Origin of the sequence: Antribacter gilvus, from assembly GCF_003946865.1 — a bacterium.
Lineage (GTDB): Bacteria > Actinomycetota > Actinomycetes > Actinomycetales > Cellulomonadaceae > Antribacter > Antribacter gilvus.
Genome location: NZ_QXTH01000017.1, coordinates 44879 through 63645 on the forward strand (window position 1 = coordinate 44879; position 18767 = coordinate 63645).

The window sequence follows — 18767 nt, forward strand, 5'->3', positions numbered from 1 at the left end:
CCTAGCTCTCGGCGAGCGTGGCGAGCGGGGCTCCGGGCAGAAGCTCGCCCAGGTCGTAGGAGATCGGCTCCTCGAGCTGCTCGTACGTGCACGACGCCGGCTCCCGGTCCGGCCGCCAGCGCTTGAACTGCGCCGTGTGGCGAAAACGCGTGCCCTCCATGTGGTCGTACCCCACCTCGAGCACCCGTTCCGCCCGCAGCGGCGTGAACGACAGGTCCTTTCCGCTGCTCCACCGCGACACCGCGCCCGGCCGGCGCTCCTTGCCCTCCGCCGCGGCGGCCGGGTCCTGCCAGTCGGCCCACGAGTGCTCCTCCGCCGCGACGGTGCCCGGCTCGACGACGAGCGGCGCCAGCTCCTCGAACAACGACGCACGCCGCGCTGCGGGGAACGAGGCGGAGACGCCCACGAACTGGAGTTGACCGGCGCCTCCCGCGAGGGTCCTGCCTGAATCGTCCTGCCCTGCGGGGTCGTAGAGGCCGAGCAGGAGGGAGCCGATCAACGGCTTCGCCTCCGTCGACGTCTTGTGCAGCCGGTACCCGGCCAGAACGACGTCGGCCGTCCGCGCGTGCTTCACCTTGAGCATCGTCCGCTTGTTCGCCTCGTAGGGAGCGTCGAGCGGCTTCGCGACGACGCCGTCGAGCCCCGCGCCCTCGAACGAGCCGAACCACTCGCGGGCCACCCCCGCGTTGAACGTGCGCGGTGTGGGGAACACGAGCGGCCCGGTCAACCCGAGCCCGTCCAGCACGTCGAGACGCTCGCGCAGGGGCCGCGCGGAGACGTCGTCGTCGGCCAGGGCCAGGACGTCGAAGACGACGAACGCCGCGGGCGTCTGACCCGCCAGGAGCCGGACCCGCGACGCCGCCGGGTGGATGCGCTGCGAGAGGAGCGCGAAGTCGAGCCGGGCACCGTCGTCGCCCGCCCGGGCGATGACGATCTCCCCGTCCACCACGCACCGCTCGGGCAGAGCGTCGAGGACCGCCTCGACCACGTCCGGGAAGTACCGCTCCATCGGCTTCGCGTTCCGCGAGTCGATGCGCACAGTGTCGCCGTCGCGATACACGATCGCCCGGAAGCCGTCCCACTTGGGCTCGTAGACGTACGACGGCGGCCCCTCGCCCTGGTCGGGGACGCTCGCCACCGATCGGGCCAGCATGGGCAGGACCGGGGGCAGCACCGGCAGGTCGAGGTCCGCAGTCATGGCCCCGATGCTGCCACCAGCCGCGGGCCGGGGCGAGTGGTCGGGCGTCAGCGGCGCGGCGCGACGACCGTCACCGGGAAGGGCTCGGTGAGGTCGATCGACTCGCCCGACGCCACCTTGGCCACCACTTCGTACGACTCACCGGCGAGCGCGTAGACCACCACGGATCCGTCCAGCTCCACCCGCCAGTACGCCGGGATCCCCGCATCGGCGTACGCGACCAACTTGTCGCCCCGGTCCGTGGTCACGGTCGACCGGCTCGCCACCTCCACGACGAGCTCCGGACGGACGGCGTTGTACTCGACGTCGGCGAGCACGACGCCGGGAGACAGGACAGCGATGTCCGGGACGAACCGGTTCTCCCCCAGTGCGATGCCGATCTCGTAGAGCACGTCCCAGCCCTTCGGCACGCCCGTGAGCAACCTGAAGAGCATGTCCCTGGCCACCGTCTGGTGCCCAGCCTTGGCAGGGGGTGTCACGAGCAGCCTTCCGTCGACGATCTCGTACAAGTACCCGTCCGGGAGATGCTGCAGGTCGGCCTCGGTCCAGTCCGTCTTCAGCGGGCTCAGCAGCTCTGTCATCGCGCCACCTCCTTTCGGGGTACAGGGACCAGTCTGGCCCGTCCCGGACAATCCCGCCCGTCGAAACCTAGACATCTAGACTGGGAGCTGCGGGCGCTCCGCCGCCTTGGTGCCCGTGATGCGGTGCACGTCGAAGACGCCGTCGACCTTCCGCACGGCCGCGAGCACCGTCGCGAGGTGCGCCGGCTCGGCCATCTCGAAGACGAACCGCGAGATCGCCAGGCGGTCGCTCGAGGTGGAGACGAAGGCCGAGAGGATGTTCACGTGGTTGTCGGACAGCACCCGGGTCACGTCCGACAACAGGCGGGCCCGGTCGAGGGCCTCCACCTGGATCTGGACGAGGAACATCGTGTTGGCGCCGGTGGTCCAGTCGACCTCGACGAGCCGCTCGGGCTGCTTCCGCAACCCTTCCAGGTTCACGCAGTCCGTGCGGTGCACGCTGACGCCCTGGCCCCGGGTCACGAAGCCGACGATCTCGTCCCCCGGCACCGGCGTACAGCACTTCGCGAGCTTGACCCACACGTCGTTGCTGTCCGAACCCTTGAGGGCCACGCCGGGGTCGCCCGCGCGGACCCGCCGCGTGGGCGTGCCGAAAGCCGGGCGAGCGGCCTCCGCCATGTCCTCCTCGGCGCCGTTCTCGCCACCGAGGGCGCGGACCAGCTTCTCCACCACGTTCGCAGCCGAGACCTGCCCCTCGCCCACCGCCGCGTACAGCGCCGACACATCGGGGTAGCGCATCTCGTCGGCCAGGCCCACGAGGGTCTCGTGCGACATGAGGCGCTGGATCGGCAGGTTCTGCTTGCGCATCGCCTTGGCGATGGCCTCCTTGCCGGTCTCGACGGCCTCCTCGCGGCGCTCCTTCGTGAACCACTGACGGATCTTGTTCTTGGCCCGCGGGGACTTGACGAACGCTAGCCAGTCGCGCGACGGCCCGGCGGTCTCCGACTTCGAGGTGAGGATGTCCACCACGTCGCCGTTGTCGAGCGACGAGTCCAGCGGCACGAGGCGCCCGTTGACGCGCGCACCCATGGTGCGGTGGCCCACCTCGGTATGCACCGCGTAGGCGAAGTCGACGGGCGTGGCGTCCGCCGGCAGGGCGATGACCTCGCCCTTCGGCGTGAAGACGTAGACCTCGTCGCCGCCGATCTCGAACCGCAGCGAGTCGAGGAACTCCGCCGGGTCGGCCGTCTCCCGCTGCCAGTCGACGAGCTGGCGCAGCCACGCCATGTCCTGGTTGCGGGGGTCGTCGTTCTTGGGCGCGCTGCTCCGCGCGCCCTCCTTGTACTTCCAGTGCGCCGCGACGCCGTACTCCGCGCGCCGGTGCATGTCGTGCGTGCGGATCTGGATCTCGACCGGCTTGCCGCCCGGGCCGATCACCGTCGTGTGCAGCGACTGGTACATGTTGAACTTCGGCATCGCGATGTAGTCCTTGAACCGGCCGGGGACCGGGTTCCACCGCGCGTGCATGGCGCCGAGCGCCGCGTAGCAGTCGCGCACCGAGTCCACGAGGACGCGCGTGCCGACAAGGTCGTAGATCTCCGCGAAGTCGTGCCCGCGCACGATCATCTTCTGGTAGATCGAGTAGTAGTGCTTCGGCCGGCCCGTGACCGTCGCCTTGATCTTCGCCGACCGCAGGTCGGACTCGATCTGCGCCTTGACCACGTCGAGGTACTCGTTGCGGGCGGGCGCGCGCTCGGCCACGAGGTGCACGATCTCGTCGTACACCTTCGGGTAGAGGGCCTGGAAAGACAGGTCCTCCAGCTCCCACTTGATCGTGTTCATGCCCAGCCGGTGGGCCAGCGGCGCATAGATCTCGATGGTCTCGCGCGCCTTGCGCTCCGCCGACTTGGAAGGCACGTACTTCCACGTGCGGGCGTTGTGCAGGCGGTCGGCGAGCTTGATCACGAGCACGCGGATGTCGCGCGCCATCGCGACCACCATCTTGCGGACCGTCTCGGCCTGCGCGGAGTCCCCGTACTTGACCTTGTCCAGCTTCGTCACGCCGTCGACGAGGAGGGTGACCTCGTCGCCGAAGTCGGTCCGGAGCTGGTCCAGCGAGTACTCGGTGTCCTCCACCGTGTCGTGGAGCAGCGCCGCGGCGATGGTGGTGCCCTCGAAGCCCAGCTCCGCCAGGATCGTGGAGACGGCCACCGGGTGGGTGATGTACGGGTCACCGCTCTTGCGCATCTGCCCGCGGTGCGCCTTCTCGGCGATCACGTAGGCGCGCTCGATGAGCGTGACGTCGGCCTTGGGGTGGTTGGAACGCACGGCCTGCAGGAGCGGCTCGATGGCGGCCGTCGAGGCCCCCGAACCCGTGCCACGCACGCCCAGGCGGACCAGGCGGTTGCGCACGCGCACGCCAGTCCCGGGGGTGGGCACCGCGGGCGTCTGGCGGCCCTGCGAGCCGGAACTTGGTTCGCCGCCGGACGGCGCGCGCGACACCGTGGTGTTCTCGGACATTGCGCGCCTCCTTCTGCCTGGGACGACTGCCGGAACGGCAAGTCTAGCCCCGGGACCTCTATTCCCCGGACGACTCCACTCGCAGGAGCGTATCGACGTGGCGCCCGTCCAGCCTGTCGCGGCCACCGAGAGCCGCGAGCTCGAGCAGGAAGGCGAGCCCCACGACCACGCCTCCGCACTGCTCCACGAGGCGAGCGGCGGCCTCGGCCGTGCCGCCCGTCGCCAGGACGTCGTCCACCAGGAGAACACGCGAGCCGGGGGCGAGTGTTCCCGAGCGCAGCTCGATCGTCGCGGAGCCGTACTCGAGGTCGTACTCCACCCGCTCGGTGGGCGGCGGGAGCTTGCCGGCCTTGCGCAGCGGCAGGAAACCCACTCCCAGCCGTACGGCGAGCGGCGCACCCAGCAGGAAGCCACGGGCCTCCATGCCGGCCACGACGTCGACGCCCTCGGCGGAGGCCAGGCTCGCGAACGCGTCGACCACGTCGGACAGCGCCGGGCCGTCGGCCAGCAGGGGCGTGATGTCCCGGAACATGATCCCGGGCGTCGGGAAGTCGGGGACGTCGGCGATCAGGGAACGCACCGACGCCGCCCTTTCCGGCCCGAGGCCGGAGAGGGCGGCGACTGAGATGTCGTCGGTCACGTACGCGACCTCAGCGACGCTTGCGCGGCTGCGCCGCGTGACCCAGGTGATGACCCGGGACCAGCTGCGCGGAGCCCGCGGCCACCGCGGCGAGGGTCTCGTCGTCGGCACCGCCCTCGACCAGGCCGGCCCGCGCCTGGAGCACCTTCTCCGTGTGCTCCGCGATCTTGGGCTCACGGACCCGGAGAGCCACGTCGAGCGGCGTCGCCAGGAAGATCGACGACGCGGCGCCCACCGCGATACCCACGAACAGCGAGAGCGAGATGTCGCGCAGCGCGCCCGCGCCCAGCAGGAAACCACCGACGAACAGGATGCCCGCCACCGGGAGCAGCGCCACGACCGACGTGTTGATCGAACGCACGAGGGTCTGGTTCACCGCCAGGTTGGCCCGCTCGGCGTACGTGCTGCGCGACTGCTCCAGCACACCCGTCGTGTTCTCTCGCACCTTGTCGAAGACCACGACCTTGTCGTACAGCGAGAACCCGAGGATCGTCAGGAAGCCGATGATCGTGGACGGCGTGACCTCCCAGCCGACCGCGGCGTACACGCCCGCGGCGATGAGCAGGTCCGCGAGCATCGCGACGATCGCCGCGACCGACATGCGCCACGCGCGGAAGTAGATCGCCATGAAGATCGCCACGGCGACCACGAACGTGAGCACACCGATCAAGGCACGCTGCGACACGCCCTGGCCCCACGTGGGGCCGATGAACGCGCTGGTGATCTGCTGGGAAGCATCCACGTCGTAGGCCTCGGCGAGGGCGTCGGCCACCGCGTCGGTCTGCTCCTTCGTGAGCTCCGTGGTCTGGACGCGCACGGCGTCCTGGCCCACGCTCGTCACGCGTGCCTCGTCACCCGGCACCACCGACTGGACCGCCTCGACGGCGAGGTCCTGGTCCTTGGTCGCGACGCCCGAGACGGTGAACTCCGACCCACCACGGAAGTCGATGCCGAGGTTCAGACCCTGGAGCACCAGGATGAGGACCGAGGCCACCGCGAGCACACCGGTGACGGCGAACCAGCGGCTGCGCGTCTGGACGATCGGGTACGACCTGCGTCCCGTGTAGAGGTCGTTGCCCCACTGCGCGAAGCTGCGGCCGGCCATCAGTGCTTCTCCTCGTTCTCGTCGACGGGCGCGTCGGCCTGCACGGCCGCCGCCCGGCGCTCGGCGGCACGCCGCTCCGCGATCGTCATCCTGCGCCCGTCGGTCCCGCCCTGCGGCAGGCCCTGCGGTGCCACCCCGGCCATGACCGGCTGCGGCACCTCCGCCTCGGCGGGAGCGTCCTCCACCGCGGCGGGCGCGGTGGCTGTGGCTGTGGCGGGGGCGCCTGTGGCGACCCGGCCGGCACCGACGTACCGGGGACCGGCCACCTGGAGGCGGTCGGGCGAGAGGCCCGACGCCCGGTGTCCGTCGCGGAAGAACTTCACCTTGGAGATGAGCTCCATCACCGGGTGCGTGAACCAGAACACGACCATGACGTCGATGATGGTGGTCAGGCCCAGCGTGAACGCGAAGCCCTGCACACCGCCGACCGTCATGTAGTACAGGATCACGGCGGAGAGCAGGTTGACGCCCTTGGCCGCGAGGACGGTGCGGCGAGCACGGTCCCAGCCGCGCTCCACGGCGACCCGCAGGGTGCGGCCGTCGCGGAGCTCGTCACGGATACGTTCGAAGTACACGATGAACGAGTCCGCCGTGAAGCCGATCGCCACGATCAGGCCCGCGACGCCCGGCAGGGACAGGCGGTAGCCCATGCCCCACGAGAGCAGCGCGATGACGACGTACGTCATGACACCGGCGACCACGAGCGACGACACGGTCAGCAGACCGAGCGTGCGGTACTGGAACATCGAGTACACGACGACCAGCAGCAGGCCGATGAGGCCGGCGAAGAGGCCGCGCTGCAGCTGCTCCGAACCGAGCGTCGCCGAGATCTGCTCCTGGCTCTGCACCTCGAACGTGAGCGGCAGCGAGCCGAAGCTCAGCTGGTTGGCCAGCGTCGCGGCGCTCTCCTGGGTGAACGACCCGGAGATCTCCGCGCGACCGTCGTTGATGATGACGCCCGGCGCCAGCGAGGGCGCGGACACGACAAGGCCGTCGAGCGTGATCGCGAACTGGTTGCGGGGGCTCTCGAGCCCCTGGAGGCGGGTGGTCGTCTCGGCGAACTGCTCGGTGCCCTCGCCGTTGAACTGCAGGTTGACGGCCCACTCGCCGGTGACCGTGCCGTTCGCGCCCGTCTGCAGGCCCGAGCTCGCGTTGGTCAGGTCGGTCCCGGCCACCTCGACGGGTCCGAGGATGTACTTCAGGGCACCGTCCTGCTGGCAGGTCACGAGCACCTTCGTCGGGTCGTCACCGCCGCCGCCCTTGAGGTTCTCCGGGTCGGTGCAGTCGAGAGCCGCGAACTGCTCCTGCACGGCAGGCGTGATCTGGGCGAGGTCGCTGGGGTCCGTCGCGGTGACGGCCTCCTCCTCGGCCGGGGCGCTGGGCTCCGCCGAGGGCGAGGCGCTCGCGTCAGGAGCCGGGCTCGCGACCGCGGCGTCGTCGGACGGGGCCGCGCTCGCGTCTGCGGACGGGGCCGCGCTGGGGTCGGCCGACGCGCTGGCTGACGGCTCCGGTGCCGCCATCCCCACGTCGTACGTCAGCACGGGCCGGAACTTCATCTGCGCGGCTTTGCTGATGAGCGCGATCGTGTCGTCGTCCACCTCGCCGGCGATGCCGACGACGATGTTCTCGCCACCCTGGCTCGCGATCTCGGACTCGGAGACGCCCGAGGAGTCGATGCGCTGGCGGATGACGTTGATCGCCTCGTCCAGGGCCTCGTCGGTCACCTCGGAGCCGTCGGTCGTGACCGGCCGCAGGATGACCTGGGTACCGCCCTGGAGGTCGAGCGCCAGGCCGGGGGCCAGGCTCGCGCCGTCAGGATTCTCGCTCGAGCGTGGGTCGAGCTGCGCGCCGGCAAGGAGCGCGCCGAGGGGCAGCAGGATCGTCAGGACCGTCATGAGGACGATCGTGCGAACCGGCCGCGAGCGCCGGGTAGGAGTCGCCAACTTCTGTCTCTTCTCGTGTGCGCGCCGCGAGCAGCGCGGGTTCGGCACCGGCCGGGTAGCCCCGGCCGGTGCGGTCGTCACTTGCCGTCGGTGTCGCCGTCCCGGCGCGCCTTCGGGTCCCGAGGAGCGTCGTCGAGGCCGGACAGGTCGTCCGGGACGTCGATCACGTCGGGGGCGATGTTACTTGCCGTTCCTGGCTTCTCTGTGACGGATCCGTCATCTGCGGTGCTGCCGTCCTCGTCGTCGGCCTCCGCGTCGTCGTCCTCGGCGGGCGTCGCGTAGCGCGCGGGACGCTCGTTGACGGCGCCCAGGACCCACTCGGTCCGGGTCCCCGACTCGGACTCGATGGTGACGATCTCGGTCTCGGCGTCGACGCTCACGACCCGGCCGATCATGCCGGAGGCCGTCATGATCTCCTTGCCCGGCTCGAGGCTCGCGCGGAACGTCTGCGCGGCACGCTGCTGCTTGCGCGTGCGCGAGGACATGAAGAACATCGCGCCCGCGAGCAGGACGATGAGGATGAGAAATGTCGGGTCGCCCACGATGGCAGGTCCTGTTCGGTCGGGAGTGGGAACCACCACAGTCTAGGTCGGCCGGAGGGTCCTGTGGGTCACTCCTCGAAGAGGGTGACCCCGGCGGGCGCCCGGAACGGCCCGGAGGCCGCGGGGTTCGCCGTCCCGGGGGCCCCTGGGGGCGGTGTGAGGCCCAGGTGCGCCCAGGCCGCGGGGGTGGCGATCCGGCCTCGCGGGGAGCGCCCCACGAGGCCCTCGCGCACCAGGTACGGCTCGGCCACGGTCTCGACGGTCTCGGGTTCCTCCCCCACCGTCACGGCGAGCGTGGTGAGCCCCACGGGGCCCCCGCCGAACCGCACGCACAGGGCGGTCAGCACCGCACGGTCGAGCCGGTCCAGGCCGATCGGGTCCACCTCGTACACCTCGAGGGCCGCGCGGGCGGCGCGTAGGTCGAGAACGCCGTCGCCGCGCACCTGCGCCCAGTCGCGCACCCGGCGCAGCAGGCGGTTGGCGATGCGGGGCGTGCCGCGGGAGCGGCCGGCGATCTCGTGGGCGGCCGTGTGCTGCAGCTCGACGCCGAGCAGCCCGGCGGAGCGGAGGATGACGCGCTCGAGCTCGTCCGCGGAGTAGAAGTCGAGGTGGCCTGTAAAGCCGAACCGGTCACGCAGCGGCGCGGGCAGCAGGCCCGCCCGGGTGGTGGCGCCCACGACGGTGAACGGCGGGAGGGCCAGCGGGATCGCGGAGGCGCCGGCGCCCTTGCCGACCACGACATCGACGCGGAAGTCCTCCATCGCCACGTACAGCAGCTCCTCGGCGGGGCGCGCGAGGCGGTGGATCTCGTCGATGAACAGGACCTCGCCCTCCTCCAGGGAGGACAGCACGGCCGCGAGGTCGCCGGCGTGCTGGATCGCGGGACCGCTCGTGACGCGCATCGAGGTGCCGAGCTCGGACGAGATGATCATGGCCAGCGTGGTCTTGCCGAGGCCGGGCGGGCCCGACAGGAGCACGTGGTCCGGCGGGTTGCCCCGCGCGAGCGCGGCCTGCAGCACGAGCGAGAGCTGGTCGCGCACCACGCGCTGGCCCACGAACTCGTCGAGACGCTTGGGCCGGAGCGCCGCCTCGGCGGCGCGCTCGACGTCGTCGGCGGAGGAGTTCACGATCCTGCCCGTGCCGGTGGTCTCGTCGCCGAACCCGGTGGAGGAGCCCGCCTCAGCACTCTTGTGGCTTCCGCCGGCCCCGGATGGGCTCGACCCTCGCGGGAGGCCTCGCTCAGCACCTTCTTGGCTTCCGCCGGCCCGGGATGGGCTCGACCCTCGCGGGAGGCTCCGCTCAGCACCTTCTTGGCTTCCGCCGGCCCGGGATGGGCTCGACCCTCGCGGGAGGCTCCGCTCAGCCACGACGGCCTCCCAGCGTCCGGAGCGCGTCGCGCAGCGTGACGGCCACGTCGGCCTCGGCCACCACGTCCGTGCCCGCTTCCGCGAGGACCTTCGCGACGGCGTCCTCCGCCGCCTTCGGCTGCCAGCCGAGGCCGGTCAGCGCCTCGACCACCTGCGCGGTCCGGTCGTCGGCGACGGGCGCGGCCGGGGCGTGCGAGCCGCCGCCGGGCAGCGGAGCGCCCAGGCGGTCGCCGAGCTCGAGAACGATGCGCTGGGCGCCCTTCTTGCCGATGCCCGGGACGCGCATCAGTGCGGCCAGGTCCTCGCCGGCGACGGCGCGGCGCAGCGCGTCGGGAGTGTGCACCGCGAGCATCGCGAGGGCGAGGCGCGGGCCGACGCCGCTGACCGACTGGACCGCCTCGAAGACGTCGCGCTCGTCGGCGTCGCCGAAGCCGAACAGCGTCATCGAGTCCTCGCGCACCACGAGGGAGGTGGCCACGCGGGCCTGCTCCCCCACGCGCAGCGCTGCCAGCGTGCTGGGTGTGGCGTGGACCAGGTAGCCGACGCCGCCCACCTCCACGACCGCTCGGTCCAGCCCTACGTGCTGCACCGAACCCGTGAGCGAGGCGATCACCGGCGCCCCCCTTCCTCGATCGAACGTCCGTGCGATCCTAACAACGCGGGCCGACGTCGGAGCGCACCCGCGTGCACCGGCGTGCCGCGAGCGGTGGCCGGGTCCCGAGCGGTGGCCGGGTCCCGAGCGGTGGCCGGGTCAGCGGCGCGGGCGCTGCTTCGCCGCGTGCTCCGCGGCCGCCCAGGCACGCTGGGCCGACGTCATCTCGTGCCGGTCGCCGCCCTGGAGGGCGCCGGCGGGCCGCCAGAGGTGGCAGACGGCGAGCGCCAGGGCGTCGGCGGCGTCGGCGGGCTTGGGCAGCTCCGCCAGGCCGAGGATGCGCGCGACCATGCGCTGCACCTGCTCCTTGTCGGCCCGGCCGGAGCCCGTGACGGCAGCCTTGACCTCGCTCGGCGTGTGCAGCGCCACGGGGACGCCCCGCCGCGCGGCAGCGACCATGGCCAGGCCCGCCACCTGGGCGGTGCCGGTCACGGTGGCGACGTTGTGCTGGGCGAACACGCGCTCCACGGCCACGACGTCGGGGACGTGCTCGTCCATCCAGGCGTCCAGTCGCTCGGCGAGGTGCAGGAGGCGCAGGTCCACCGACAGGTCGGTCGAGGACCTGATGACGCCCACGGCCACCATCGAGGCGCGCCGGCCGGGGAGCGAGTCCACCACGCCGACTCCGCACCTGGTCAGGCCAGGATCCACCCCGAGGACGCGCACGCCCTCACCCTCTCACGGGCGAGGGCGTGCTCCGGCGTCACGCGCCGGGGAGGCTCCGGTGACCGGGGCCTTCAGTCTTCTTCCAGGGCTGCCATGACCTCGTCGGACGCGTCGAAGTTCGCGTACACGCTCTGCACGTCGTCGCTGTCCTCGAGGGCGTCGATGAGGCGCATGATCTTGCGGGCGCCCTCGACGTCGAGCTCCACCTGCATCGACGGGTGGAACACCACGTCGGCGGAGTCGTAGTCGATCCCGGCGTCCTGCAGCGCGGTGCGCACCGGCACGAGGTCGGTGGCCTCGCTGAGGATCTCGAAGCCCTCGCCGAGGTCCGTGATCTCCTCCGCGCCGGCGTCGAGCGCGGCGAGCATGACGTCGTCCTCGCTGACGCCGTCCGTCTTCGGGACCACGATGAGGCCCTTGCGCGAGAACAGGTACGACACGGAACCCGGGTCGGCGAGGTTGCCGCCGTTGCGCGAGAACGCGAGGCGGACCTCCGAGGCCGCGCGGTTCTTGTTGTCGGTGAGGCACTCGACCAGGACGGCCACACCGTTGGGCCCGTAGCCCTCGTACATGATCGTCTGGTAGTCCGCGCCACCGGCCTCGGCGCCGGAGCCGCGCTTGACCGCGCGGTCGATGTTGTCGTTCGGGACCGACGACTTCTTCGCCTTCTGGACCGCGTCGAACAGCGTCGGGTTGCCGGCGAGGTCACCGCCACCGGTGCGCGCGGCAACCTCGATGTTCTTGATCAGCTTCGCGAAGAGCTTGCCACGCTTGGCGTCGATCGCGGCCTTCTTGTGTTTGGTCGTGGCCCACTTTGAGTGCCCTGACATGACCCTGAGTCAATCCCTTCGCGATGCTTCGATGATCTGGACGAACCGCCCGTGCACGCGCGCGTCACCTGTGATCTCCGGGTGGAAGGCGGTGGCGAGCAGCGATCCCTGTCGTGCTGCGACGATCCTACCGGCGGCCGCCACCGGACGGCCTTGGGTGTCGGTCGCGGGGATGCGGGCCAGCACCTCGACCTCCGGTCCGGCCTCCTCGATCCAGGGGGCGCGGATGAAGGCGGTCCGCACAGGGCCGCCCTCGATCCCCGCCATCTCGAGGTCCGTCTCGAACGAGTCGACCTGGCGTCCGAACGCGTTGCGGCGCACCACGACGTCCATCCCGCCCACCGTCCGCTGGCCGTCGATCCCGTCGAGGATGCGGTCCGCGAGCAGGATCATCCCCGCGCACGACCCGTACACCGGCAGCCCGGACTTCACGGCGGCCCGCAGGGGCTCGGCCAGCCCGAAGATGTGCAGCAGCTTGTCGATGGTGGTGGACTCGCCGCCCGGGAGGACCAGGCCGTCCACCGCCTCCAGCTCCGCGAGGCGGCGCACGGGCACAGCCCGGGCCCCCACGGCCTCCAGGGCGGCGACGTGCTCACGGACGTCGCCCTGCAGGGCGAGGACTCCGACGGTAAGGGGTGCGGTCACGACCGTCCATCCTACGTCCGGTCGGGGGCGCCCCGGCGCGAGGGCTCAGGAGACGCACTCCAGCGTCAGACCGGGCGGGAACACCGAGACGCCGCCCTGGACCCGGCGGGTCGACGTCGGCCCCGTCCAGCTGGTCCCTGGCAGGAAAGGGGTCACGACGATGGTGTACGTCCCGCCCAGCAGGCTGCCGAGCACCTGGGTGATGAGCCCTTGGTCGATCACCACGGAGCGCGTGCTCCCGTTGTCGGTGACCGGGGCCGGCCGACCGTTGAACGTGGCGCGGTAGTCCAGCACCGCGGGTGACGTCACCTCGGACCACGTCACGGCCGCGGTCTCGAAGAGCTGGCCGTCCGTGTCCGTGCAGGTCGTGGCCGGCGCCTGGATGGTCCACGCGCTCACGGTGGCCGTGTCCGTCACCGAGTCCGACCACCACGCGTGGGCCGTGGGCGCCGCCCGGAGATCCGTGACGGCGAGCAGGCCCACGCTGAAGGCGACCAGGCTCGCGAGCAGGGCGCGTGCGGTCTCCCCGCGCGTCACGACGCCACCTGGGCCGCGGTGACCACCACGGTCACCGTGGCGGTCTGGCCCTGGAACGAGCTGGGGGCGGTGGGCAGCACGCGCACCTGGACGCACACCGCCTGGCGGCCGGTGGCCACCCCCTGGGCGACGGGCTGCAGGACCGTGGTGGGCGGCGTCGTCGTCCCGCCGGTGCACGTGGTCCCGGAGACGGTCGCGCCGTAGAGAAGGACCACCTCGACAGCGTCCGGGCGCGACGACGTCGCCGTCACCGAGAACGTGAGCGGCGCCCGCGCAGTGCTTCCGTTCCCCACGGTGAACGCCTGCGCCTGCTGGCTCCCGGGGACCGCGTTCGTCAGGTCGAGCTGGTCGAGGTCGTACACGCCGCCCGGGCCGATCACGTACTGCCCGGTGGCTCCGAGGACGAGGTCGAGGCGCCCGGCGGTCACGGTCGGCGCGTCCTGCGCCGTGCCGACCGCGGCCCACCACGCCCACGCCACGCCGCCGCCTCCGAGGGCCGCGAGCACGACGGCGAGCGCGACGAGGCTCGCGCGGCGCGCCCCGCGGCCGCGCGAGGCGGGGGTGCGCTCAGTCATGAGGCCTTCTCAGGAGGATCAGGACTCCCGCGGCCACGGCCGCACCCGCGGCGAGCAGGAGCAGGGGCACCTCGGCCCCCGTGACGGGCAGGTGGGCCGACGGCGGACGCGCCTCCCCCGGCGGAGCGGACCCCGTCGGCGACGGGCCCCCGATCGGCGACGGGACGACGCCCCGGTCCGCGAGCGTGACGTGCACGGCCAGGTCGACCACCTCCGCCTGCGTGTCGTTGCCCGAGCCGGGGTCGAACCGCACCTCGAACCGGACCGGGACCACCTCACCGGGGGCGAGCTCCACCGCCCGGGAGCGGACCCCGTCCGTCCAGGGCTCGTCGCCGATGCTCGTCCGCACCCCGAGGTCGGCGGGGAGCTCGCCGCCGCCGGAGAGGATCACCTCGGCCCAGCCTGTGGCGGGCAGGCCGCTCTGGTTCCGCACCCAGAGCGTCGCGTCCTCGGTGTGGCCCGGGACCCAGCGCAGCGACGGGTCGAAGAGCTCGGCCTCCAGCCGGTGCGTCCACGTGACGCCGTCGACGCTCAGCCCCACCGCGCCGTCGGGGACGTCCGCCGTGGCCGCGGCGCCCGGGGCGAGCACGCAGCCGGCGGCCAGCACGCCGGCCGCCGCGAGGGTCGCCGCCAGGACCACGGCCCCGCGGACGTGCCGGGCAGCGCGGGCCGTCACCGACCGCCTCCGGGCTCCGGCGCGGCGGCCGGCTCGAAGGCGGCGGGCGCGAAGGCGGCCGCCGCGACGGGTGCGGGTTCCGGCTCCGCGGCGCGGGAGCGCCGGGCACGCACGGCACCCACCACCTGCCACGCCGCGTACCCGAGGAGCAGCACCACCAGCCCGGTCGTCGCGGCCTCCCGCTGAGCGGGGCTGAGCAGCACCGACACCCGGCCCAGGTACGGGACGTGGTACCAGAGCACGCCGCGCACCTGCGCCTCCCGCACCGGGTGCGGGTCGGTTCCGGTGTTGGCGTCGCCCCGCGTGACGAGGGTGCGCTCGCCGGTCGTCGTGGACCCCACGCCCACCACGCGATGGGTCGCCACCTGCGGGTCGCCCGACCGCAGCTGGTACGTGACCACGTCCCCGATCCGGATCGTCGACGGGTCGGCCGGACGCACGACGACCAGCGTCCCCGCCGGGAGCGCCGGCCGCATCGACCCGGACGTCACGACGTAGGGCGTCGCCCCGGCGAGCCGCGGCACGAGCACGCCCGCGAGCAGCGCGGCCCCCGCGGCGACGAGCAGCACCAGCGCCAGGGCGCGACCGGCCACCCTGAGCACGTCCCCCATGTCAGGGGGTGACCTCTTCGTGGGCCTGGGTGAGCGTGACCGTCACGTCGGCGAGCGCCGCGACGAGCTGCGCGGTGGTGGTCGACTGGGACGCGTTGGTGGCGCCGGGGCCGTCGAACACCACGCCGAGGTCGACCTCGACGGTATCCCCGGCGGTGACGGGCACGGGCAGGGTGGCGGCGGCACCGTTGACCGTGAAGGTCGGCGCCTGGAGCGTGAGCTCGGCCGTGAGGGCGTTGTCGGCCTCCCAGGCGGGCGCCCCGATGGTGACGTCGCCGAGGGCGAGGTGGGCGCCCTCGCCACCGAGCGTGTAGGTGCACGTCAGCGTGAGGGTGTCCCCCGGGACGATCGCCGCACCGGCGGCCAGCGGCGTGCCGTCGTCGAGCGTCCAGGTGCTGTCGCACGCCGACGACGCGATGGTGAAGCTGCCCGACACGATGTCAGGCCCTGTCGCTGTGCCCTGCGCCGTCCAGTACGCCAGCGTGCCCGCGCCGCCGAGCAGCAGCACCGCAGCTCCGCCCGTCGCCAGCGCCGCCTTGGTCAGTCTCTCCATGGCCCTACCCCTTCGTAGCCGTGCCGTTGCTCCGCACGGCAAAGGGGCTTCAGTTGACGCGCATCCGGGCGTGTCGCCGCCAGATCACAGGCAAAGCAGGGCGACACGCCATGAATCTGGACGCGTGGACCGGGATAAAAGTGGGTGAAGAAGGCCTTAGTCGTCGCGCTCCGTGCCGACGTGCCGCACGCTGCCGTCCCACCCGCCGGCGAGGGTCTCCACGACGTCGGCAAGGCAGTGCGGGAACACCTCGAGCGGCTGCGCGCGCAGCTCCGCGGCGCTCATCCACCGCATCTCGTCGAGCAGGTCGCGCTCGACCGCTGTCCAGCCCGCGTCGTCCGGCTCGTGCCCGTCCGGGACACGCGCGACGAAGAAGACCTCGTCCTGCCGGCACGTCTCCGCGAAGAAGTCGAAGATCCCGGTGCGGGTGAGCACGGGGCCCTCCAGGTCGTCGGGGGCGAGCAGCAGCCCGGCCTCCTCGCGGACCTCGCGCAGCGCGGCCTCGACCTCGCTCTCCCCCGCGTCGATGCCACCGCCCACGGTGAACCACCAGGACCGCTCCGGCTGGTCGGCGTCGTGACCGCGCACGAGCAGCGCGCGACCGGCGTCGTCGAGCAGGATGACGCGGGCCGCCCGCCGGCTCCGCAGGCCGTCGGGGCCCAGGACCCAGTCGGGCCCGAGGGAGCTGGTGCCGGGACCGCCCGAGCCGGTCCCCGCGTCGCTACTCCTGTTCATGCCGACGACGATACGTGCAGCCCGCAATCTGAATCGTTTAAACCAGCGAGATGTCATTGACGTTCGGGAAGCGGTTGCCATACGGTCGTCAACACCGATTTGAACGATTCAATCGGTTTGTTCGATGACACCGTGGCAACGGAGCCGCTTGCCGTCGCCGCGCCTCGCCCGCCCTCGGCCGTGCCCGACACGGCTGAGACCTCACAGAGGAGCGACAACAATGTCAAGGCGAAGAAGTACCCGAATGGCGCTCGTGGCCGGGCTCTCCGGTCTCGCCGTCGCCGCAACGAGCCTCGTGGCGCTCAACAGCGCGCACGCCGCTCCGGTCCGCTACGAGGCAGAGAACGCCCCGGCCGTCTGCAACGGCGTGATCGAGTCCAACCACGCCGGGCACTCGGGCACGGGGTTCTGCAACTCCGACAACACCGTCGGCGCCGGCATCGACTTCACCATCCAGGCCGCCGGCGGCGGTACGGCCACCCTCGGCATCCGGTACGCCAACGGCGGCACGTCCAACCGCTCGGCGTCGGTCATCCTCAACGGCTCCACCGTCCAGACTGCCGCGCTGGAGCCGACGGGAGCCTGGACCACCTGGTCCACCAGCACCGTCACCGTGCCCGTCAACGCCGGCTCCACCACGGTCCGCCTGGCCGCGACCACCGCCGACGGCCTGCCGAACATCGACTACCTGGACGTCACGACCGGCGGCTCTGAGGAGCCCGGCGGCGGCAACGGCGTCTACGAGGTCGAGGCTCTCACCCGCGGCGTGACCGTCGTGCCTTCGGGTACCGGAAACCTCGTGAGCTGGCGTCTGCTCGGCACCGACGCCCAGAACGTGGCCTTCAACGTCTACCGCGACGGCCAGAAGCTCAACGCGTCGCCGATCACCGGAGCAACGAACTACCTGGACACCAGCAGCACCGGGACCTACACCGTCGCGGCCGTCACCAACGGCACCGAGGGGGCGCGCTCGGGCACCGAGGCCAGGTTCGGCTCCGGCGGCTACCTCGACATCCCGATCAGCCGCCCCTCGATCACCTACTCCGCCAACGACGTCAGCGTCGCCGACCTGGACGGCGACGGCGACTACGAGTACGTCGTCAAGTGGTACCCCGACAACGCCAAGGACAACTCGCAGTCCGGCGTCACCGAGAACACCCTCATCGACGCCTACACCCTCCAGGGAACCCGCTTGTGGCGGATCGACCTGGGGCGCAACATCCGGTCCGGGGCGCACTACACCCAGTTCCAGGTGTACGACTACGACGGTGACGGCGACGCCGAGATCGCCATGAAGACCGCCGACGGCACGCGCGACGGCCGTGGCGTCGTCATCGGCAGCTCCAGCGCGGACCACCGCAACAGCGGCGGCTACGTCCTGGCAGGACCGGAGTTCCTGACCATCTTCGACGGCCGCACCGGCGGCGCGATCGACACGGTCAGCTACCAGCCCCCGCGTGGCACGGTGTCGAGCTGGGGCGACAGCTACGGCAACCGGGTCGACCGCTTCCTGGCCGGCACCGCCTACCTGGACGGCGTCACGCCGTCGATGATCTTCGCCCGCGGCTACTACACGCGCTCGGTGATCTGGGCCGTGGACTTCGACGGTCAGAACCTCTCCACCCGCTGGATCTTCGACTCCGACGTCAAGGGCTCGCAGTACCGCGGGCAGGGCGCGCACAGCCTGTCGATCGCCGACCTGAACGGCGACGGCCGCCAGGACGTGGTCTACGGGGCGATGGTGGTCGGCTCGGACGGCAACGCGCTGTGGAACTCCCGGATGGGCCACGGCGACGCGCTCCACGTCTCGGACTTCGTGCCCAGCCGCGCCGGACAGGAGGTGTTCATGGTGCACGAGAGCAGCGCGGACCCGTCCTCCAGCCTCATCGGCTCGAACGGCACGGTCCTGTTCCAGACCAGCCCTTCCGGCGACAACGGCCGCGGCGTGGCCGCGAACGTCACCACCTCCAATGCCGGTGGCGAGTACTGGTCGTCGAACGTCACGGACCTCCGGAACGCCTCGGGAAGCTCCGTCGGCACCAAGCCGAGCTCGGCGAACCACCTCGCCTGGTGGGACGGCGACGGCGAGCGGGAGCTGCTCGACGGCACGCACATCGACGACTACCAGAGCGGGCGCCAGCTGACCGGCTCGGGCGTGGCGTCGAACAACGGCACCAAGCAGAACCCGTCGCTCTCGGCGGACCTGTTCGGCGACTGGCGCGAAGAGGTGATCTGGCGGACCAGTGACTCCTCGGCGCTGCGCATCTACGCCACGCCGCACAGGACGAACCTGCGCATCGCGACGCTGATGCACGACGTCCAGTACCGCGTGGCGATCGCCTGGCAGAACACCGGCTACAACCAGCCGCCGCACCCGAGCTTCCACATCGGCAGCGAGGTCACCAGCTACCCCTGGCCCAACATCCACACCCCGTAACCGGGCCACACCTC

At 71.9% G+C, this 18767-nt stretch carries 19 protein-coding genes; 1 reads left to right on the forward strand and 18 read right to left on the reverse strand.

Features of this window, described 5'->3' with window-relative positions:
• Position 1: 1 nt before the first annotated feature.
• From D1350_RS21865 to D1350_RS21950, 18 genes are all read right to left on the reverse strand, one after another.
• Positions 2–1198, reverse strand: a complete 1197-nt coding sequence (locus D1350_RS21865; RefSeq protein ID WP_125778169.1) for an ATP-dependent DNA ligase — start codon at positions 1196–1198, stop codon at positions 2–4.
• Between the two features lie 47 nt (positions 1199–1245).
• Positions 1246–1779, reverse strand: coding sequence for a Uma2 family endonuclease (locus D1350_RS21870; protein ID WP_164545274.1), 534 nt, complete (start codon positions 1777–1779; stop codon positions 1246–1248).
• 75 nt (positions 1780–1854) lie between these two features.
• The gene (locus D1350_RS21875) at positions 1855–4239 is read right to left on the reverse strand and encodes a RelA/SpoT family protein (protein ID WP_125778171.1); all 2385 of its coding nucleotides are present in this window, start codon (positions 4237–4239) and stop codon (positions 1855–1857) included.
• 58 nt (positions 4240–4297) lie between these two features.
• A complete protein-coding gene (locus tag D1350_RS21880; protein WP_125778172.1) occupies positions 4298–4879 on the reverse strand; it encodes an adenine phosphoribosyltransferase in 582 nt (193 codons plus the stop codon).
• Positions 4880–4889: 10 nt separating this feature from the next.
• On the reverse strand, positions 4890–5984 hold the full coding sequence (gene secF / locus D1350_RS21885; RefSeq protein ID WP_125778173.1) for a protein translocase subunit SecF: 1095 nt from the start codon (positions 5982–5984) through the stop codon (positions 4890–4892).
• Positions 5984–7879, reverse strand: a complete 1896-nt coding sequence (gene secD, locus D1350_RS21890; protein ID WP_125778174.1) for a protein translocase subunit SecD — start codon at positions 7877–7879, stop codon at positions 5984–5986. Before secD ends, secF begins: the two co-directional genes overlap by 1 nt.
• Positions 7880–8004: 125 nt before the next feature.
• A complete protein-coding gene (yajC, locus tag D1350_RS21895; protein ID WP_240644283.1) occupies positions 8005–8469 on the reverse strand; it encodes a preprotein translocase subunit YajC in 465 nt (154 codons plus the stop codon).
• A gap of 68 nt (positions 8470–8537) precedes the next feature.
• Positions 8538–9599, reverse strand: a complete 1062-nt coding sequence (gene ruvB, locus D1350_RS21900) for a Holliday junction branch migration DNA helicase RuvB (RefSeq protein ID WP_125778202.1) — start codon at positions 9597–9599, stop codon at positions 8538–8540.
• A 229-nt stretch (positions 9600–9828) separates the two neighbouring features.
• Positions 9829–10449, reverse strand: a complete 621-nt coding sequence (gene ruvA / locus D1350_RS21905) for a Holliday junction branch migration protein RuvA (protein ID WP_125778175.1) — start codon at positions 10447–10449, stop codon at positions 9829–9831.
• 138 nt (positions 10450–10587) lie between these two features.
• Positions 10588–11154, reverse strand: coding sequence for a crossover junction endodeoxyribonuclease RuvC (gene ruvC, locus D1350_RS21910; RefSeq protein WP_125778176.1), 567 nt, complete (start codon positions 11152–11154; stop codon positions 10588–10590).
• Between the two features lie 71 nt (positions 11155–11225).
• Positions 11226–11984 carry a YebC/PmpR family DNA-binding transcriptional regulator gene (locus tag D1350_RS21915; RefSeq protein WP_125778177.1) on the reverse strand — a complete coding sequence of 253 codons (759 nt, stop codon included), beginning with the start codon at positions 11982–11984 and terminating at the stop codon, positions 11226–11228.
• A 9-nt stretch (positions 11985–11993) separates the two neighbouring features.
• Positions 11994–12629 carry a pyridoxal 5'-phosphate synthase glutaminase subunit PdxT gene (pdxT, locus tag D1350_RS21920; protein ID WP_125778178.1) on the reverse strand — a complete coding sequence of 212 codons (636 nt, stop codon included), beginning with the start codon at positions 12627–12629 and terminating at the stop codon, positions 11994–11996.
• 45 nt (positions 12630–12674) lie between these two features.
• Entirely contained in the window at positions 12675–13166 is a 492-nt protein-coding gene (locus D1350_RS21925; RefSeq protein WP_125778179.1) for a hypothetical protein, read from the reverse strand.
• A complete protein-coding gene (locus tag D1350_RS21930; RefSeq protein ID WP_125778180.1) occupies positions 13163–13741 on the reverse strand; it encodes a hypothetical protein in 579 nt (192 codons plus the stop codon). Before D1350_RS21930 ends, D1350_RS21925 begins: the two co-directional genes overlap by 4 nt.
• The gene (locus D1350_RS21935) at positions 13734–14417 is read right to left on the reverse strand and encodes a hypothetical protein (RefSeq protein ID WP_125778181.1); all 684 of its coding nucleotides are present in this window, start codon (positions 14415–14417) and stop codon (positions 13734–13736) included. The genes D1350_RS21930 and D1350_RS21935 overlap by 8 nt, the downstream gene beginning before the upstream one ends.
• Entirely contained in the window at positions 14414–15028 is a 615-nt protein-coding gene (locus tag D1350_RS21940) for a signal peptidase I (RefSeq protein ID WP_125778182.1), read from the reverse strand. The genes D1350_RS21935 and D1350_RS21940 overlap by 4 nt, the downstream gene beginning before the upstream one ends.
• A gap of 1 nt (position 15029) precedes the next feature.
• Positions 15030–15581, reverse strand: a complete 552-nt coding sequence (locus D1350_RS21945) for an alternate-type signal peptide domain-containing protein (RefSeq protein ID WP_125778183.1) — start codon at positions 15579–15581, stop codon at positions 15030–15032.
• A gap of 156 nt (positions 15582–15737) precedes the next feature.
• A complete protein-coding gene (locus D1350_RS21950) occupies positions 15738–16316 on the reverse strand; it encodes an NUDIX hydrolase (protein ID WP_125778184.1) in 579 nt (192 codons plus the stop codon).
• A 244-nt stretch (positions 16317–16560) separates the two neighbouring features.
• On the opposite strand from D1350_RS21950, the gene D1350_RS21955 reads away from it, so the two are divergent.
• Entirely contained in the window at positions 16561–18753 is a 2193-nt protein-coding gene (locus D1350_RS21955; RefSeq protein ID WP_125778185.1) for a rhamnogalacturonan lyase family protein, read from the forward strand.
• Positions 18754–18767: the final 14 nt, after the last annotated feature.

Excerpts from the sequence above, each read along its gene's own strand:
- D1350_RS21865 (WP_125778169.1), bottom strand. The coding sequence starts at position 1,198 with ATGACTGCGGACCTCGACCTGCCGGTGCTGCCCCCGGTCCTGCCCATG.
- D1350_RS21870 (WP_164545274.1), bottom strand. The coding sequence starts at position 1,779 with ATGACAGAGCTGCTGAGCCCGCTGAAGACGGACTGGACCGAGGCCGAC.
- D1350_RS21875 (WP_125778171.1), bottom strand. The coding sequence starts at position 4,239 with ATGTCCGAGAACACCACGGTGTCGCGCGCGCCGTCCGGCGGCGAACCA.
- secF (WP_125778173.1), bottom strand. The coding sequence starts at position 5,984 with ATGGCCGGCCGCAGCTTCGCGCAGTGGGGCAACGACCTCTACACGGGA.
- secD (WP_125778174.1), bottom strand. The coding sequence starts at position 7,879 with ATGACGGTCCTGACGATCCTGCTGCCCCTCGGCGCGCTCCTTGCCGGC.
- D1350_RS21915 (WP_125778177.1), bottom strand. The coding sequence starts at position 11,984 with ATGTCAGGGCACTCAAAGTGGGCCACGACCAAACACAAGAAGGCCGCG.
- D1350_RS21930 (WP_125778180.1), bottom strand. The coding sequence starts at position 13,741 with ATGACTGAGCGCACCCCCGCCTCGCGCGGCCGCGGGGCGCGCCGCGCG.
- D1350_RS21940 (WP_125778182.1), bottom strand. The coding sequence starts at position 15,028 with ATGGGGGACGTGCTCAGGGTGGCCGGTCGCGCCCTGGCGCTGGTGCTG.
- D1350_RS21945 (WP_125778183.1), bottom strand. The coding sequence starts at position 15,581 with ATGGAGAGACTGACCAAGGCGGCGCTGGCGACGGGCGGAGCTGCGGTG.
- D1350_RS21950 (WP_125778184.1), bottom strand. The coding sequence starts at position 16,316 with ATGAACAGGAGTAGCGACGCGGGGACCGGCTCGGGCGGTCCCGGCACC.
- D1350_RS21955 (WP_125778185.1), top strand. The coding sequence starts at position 16,561 with ATGGCGCTCGTGGCCGGGCTCTCCGGTCTCGCCGTCGCCGCAACGAGC.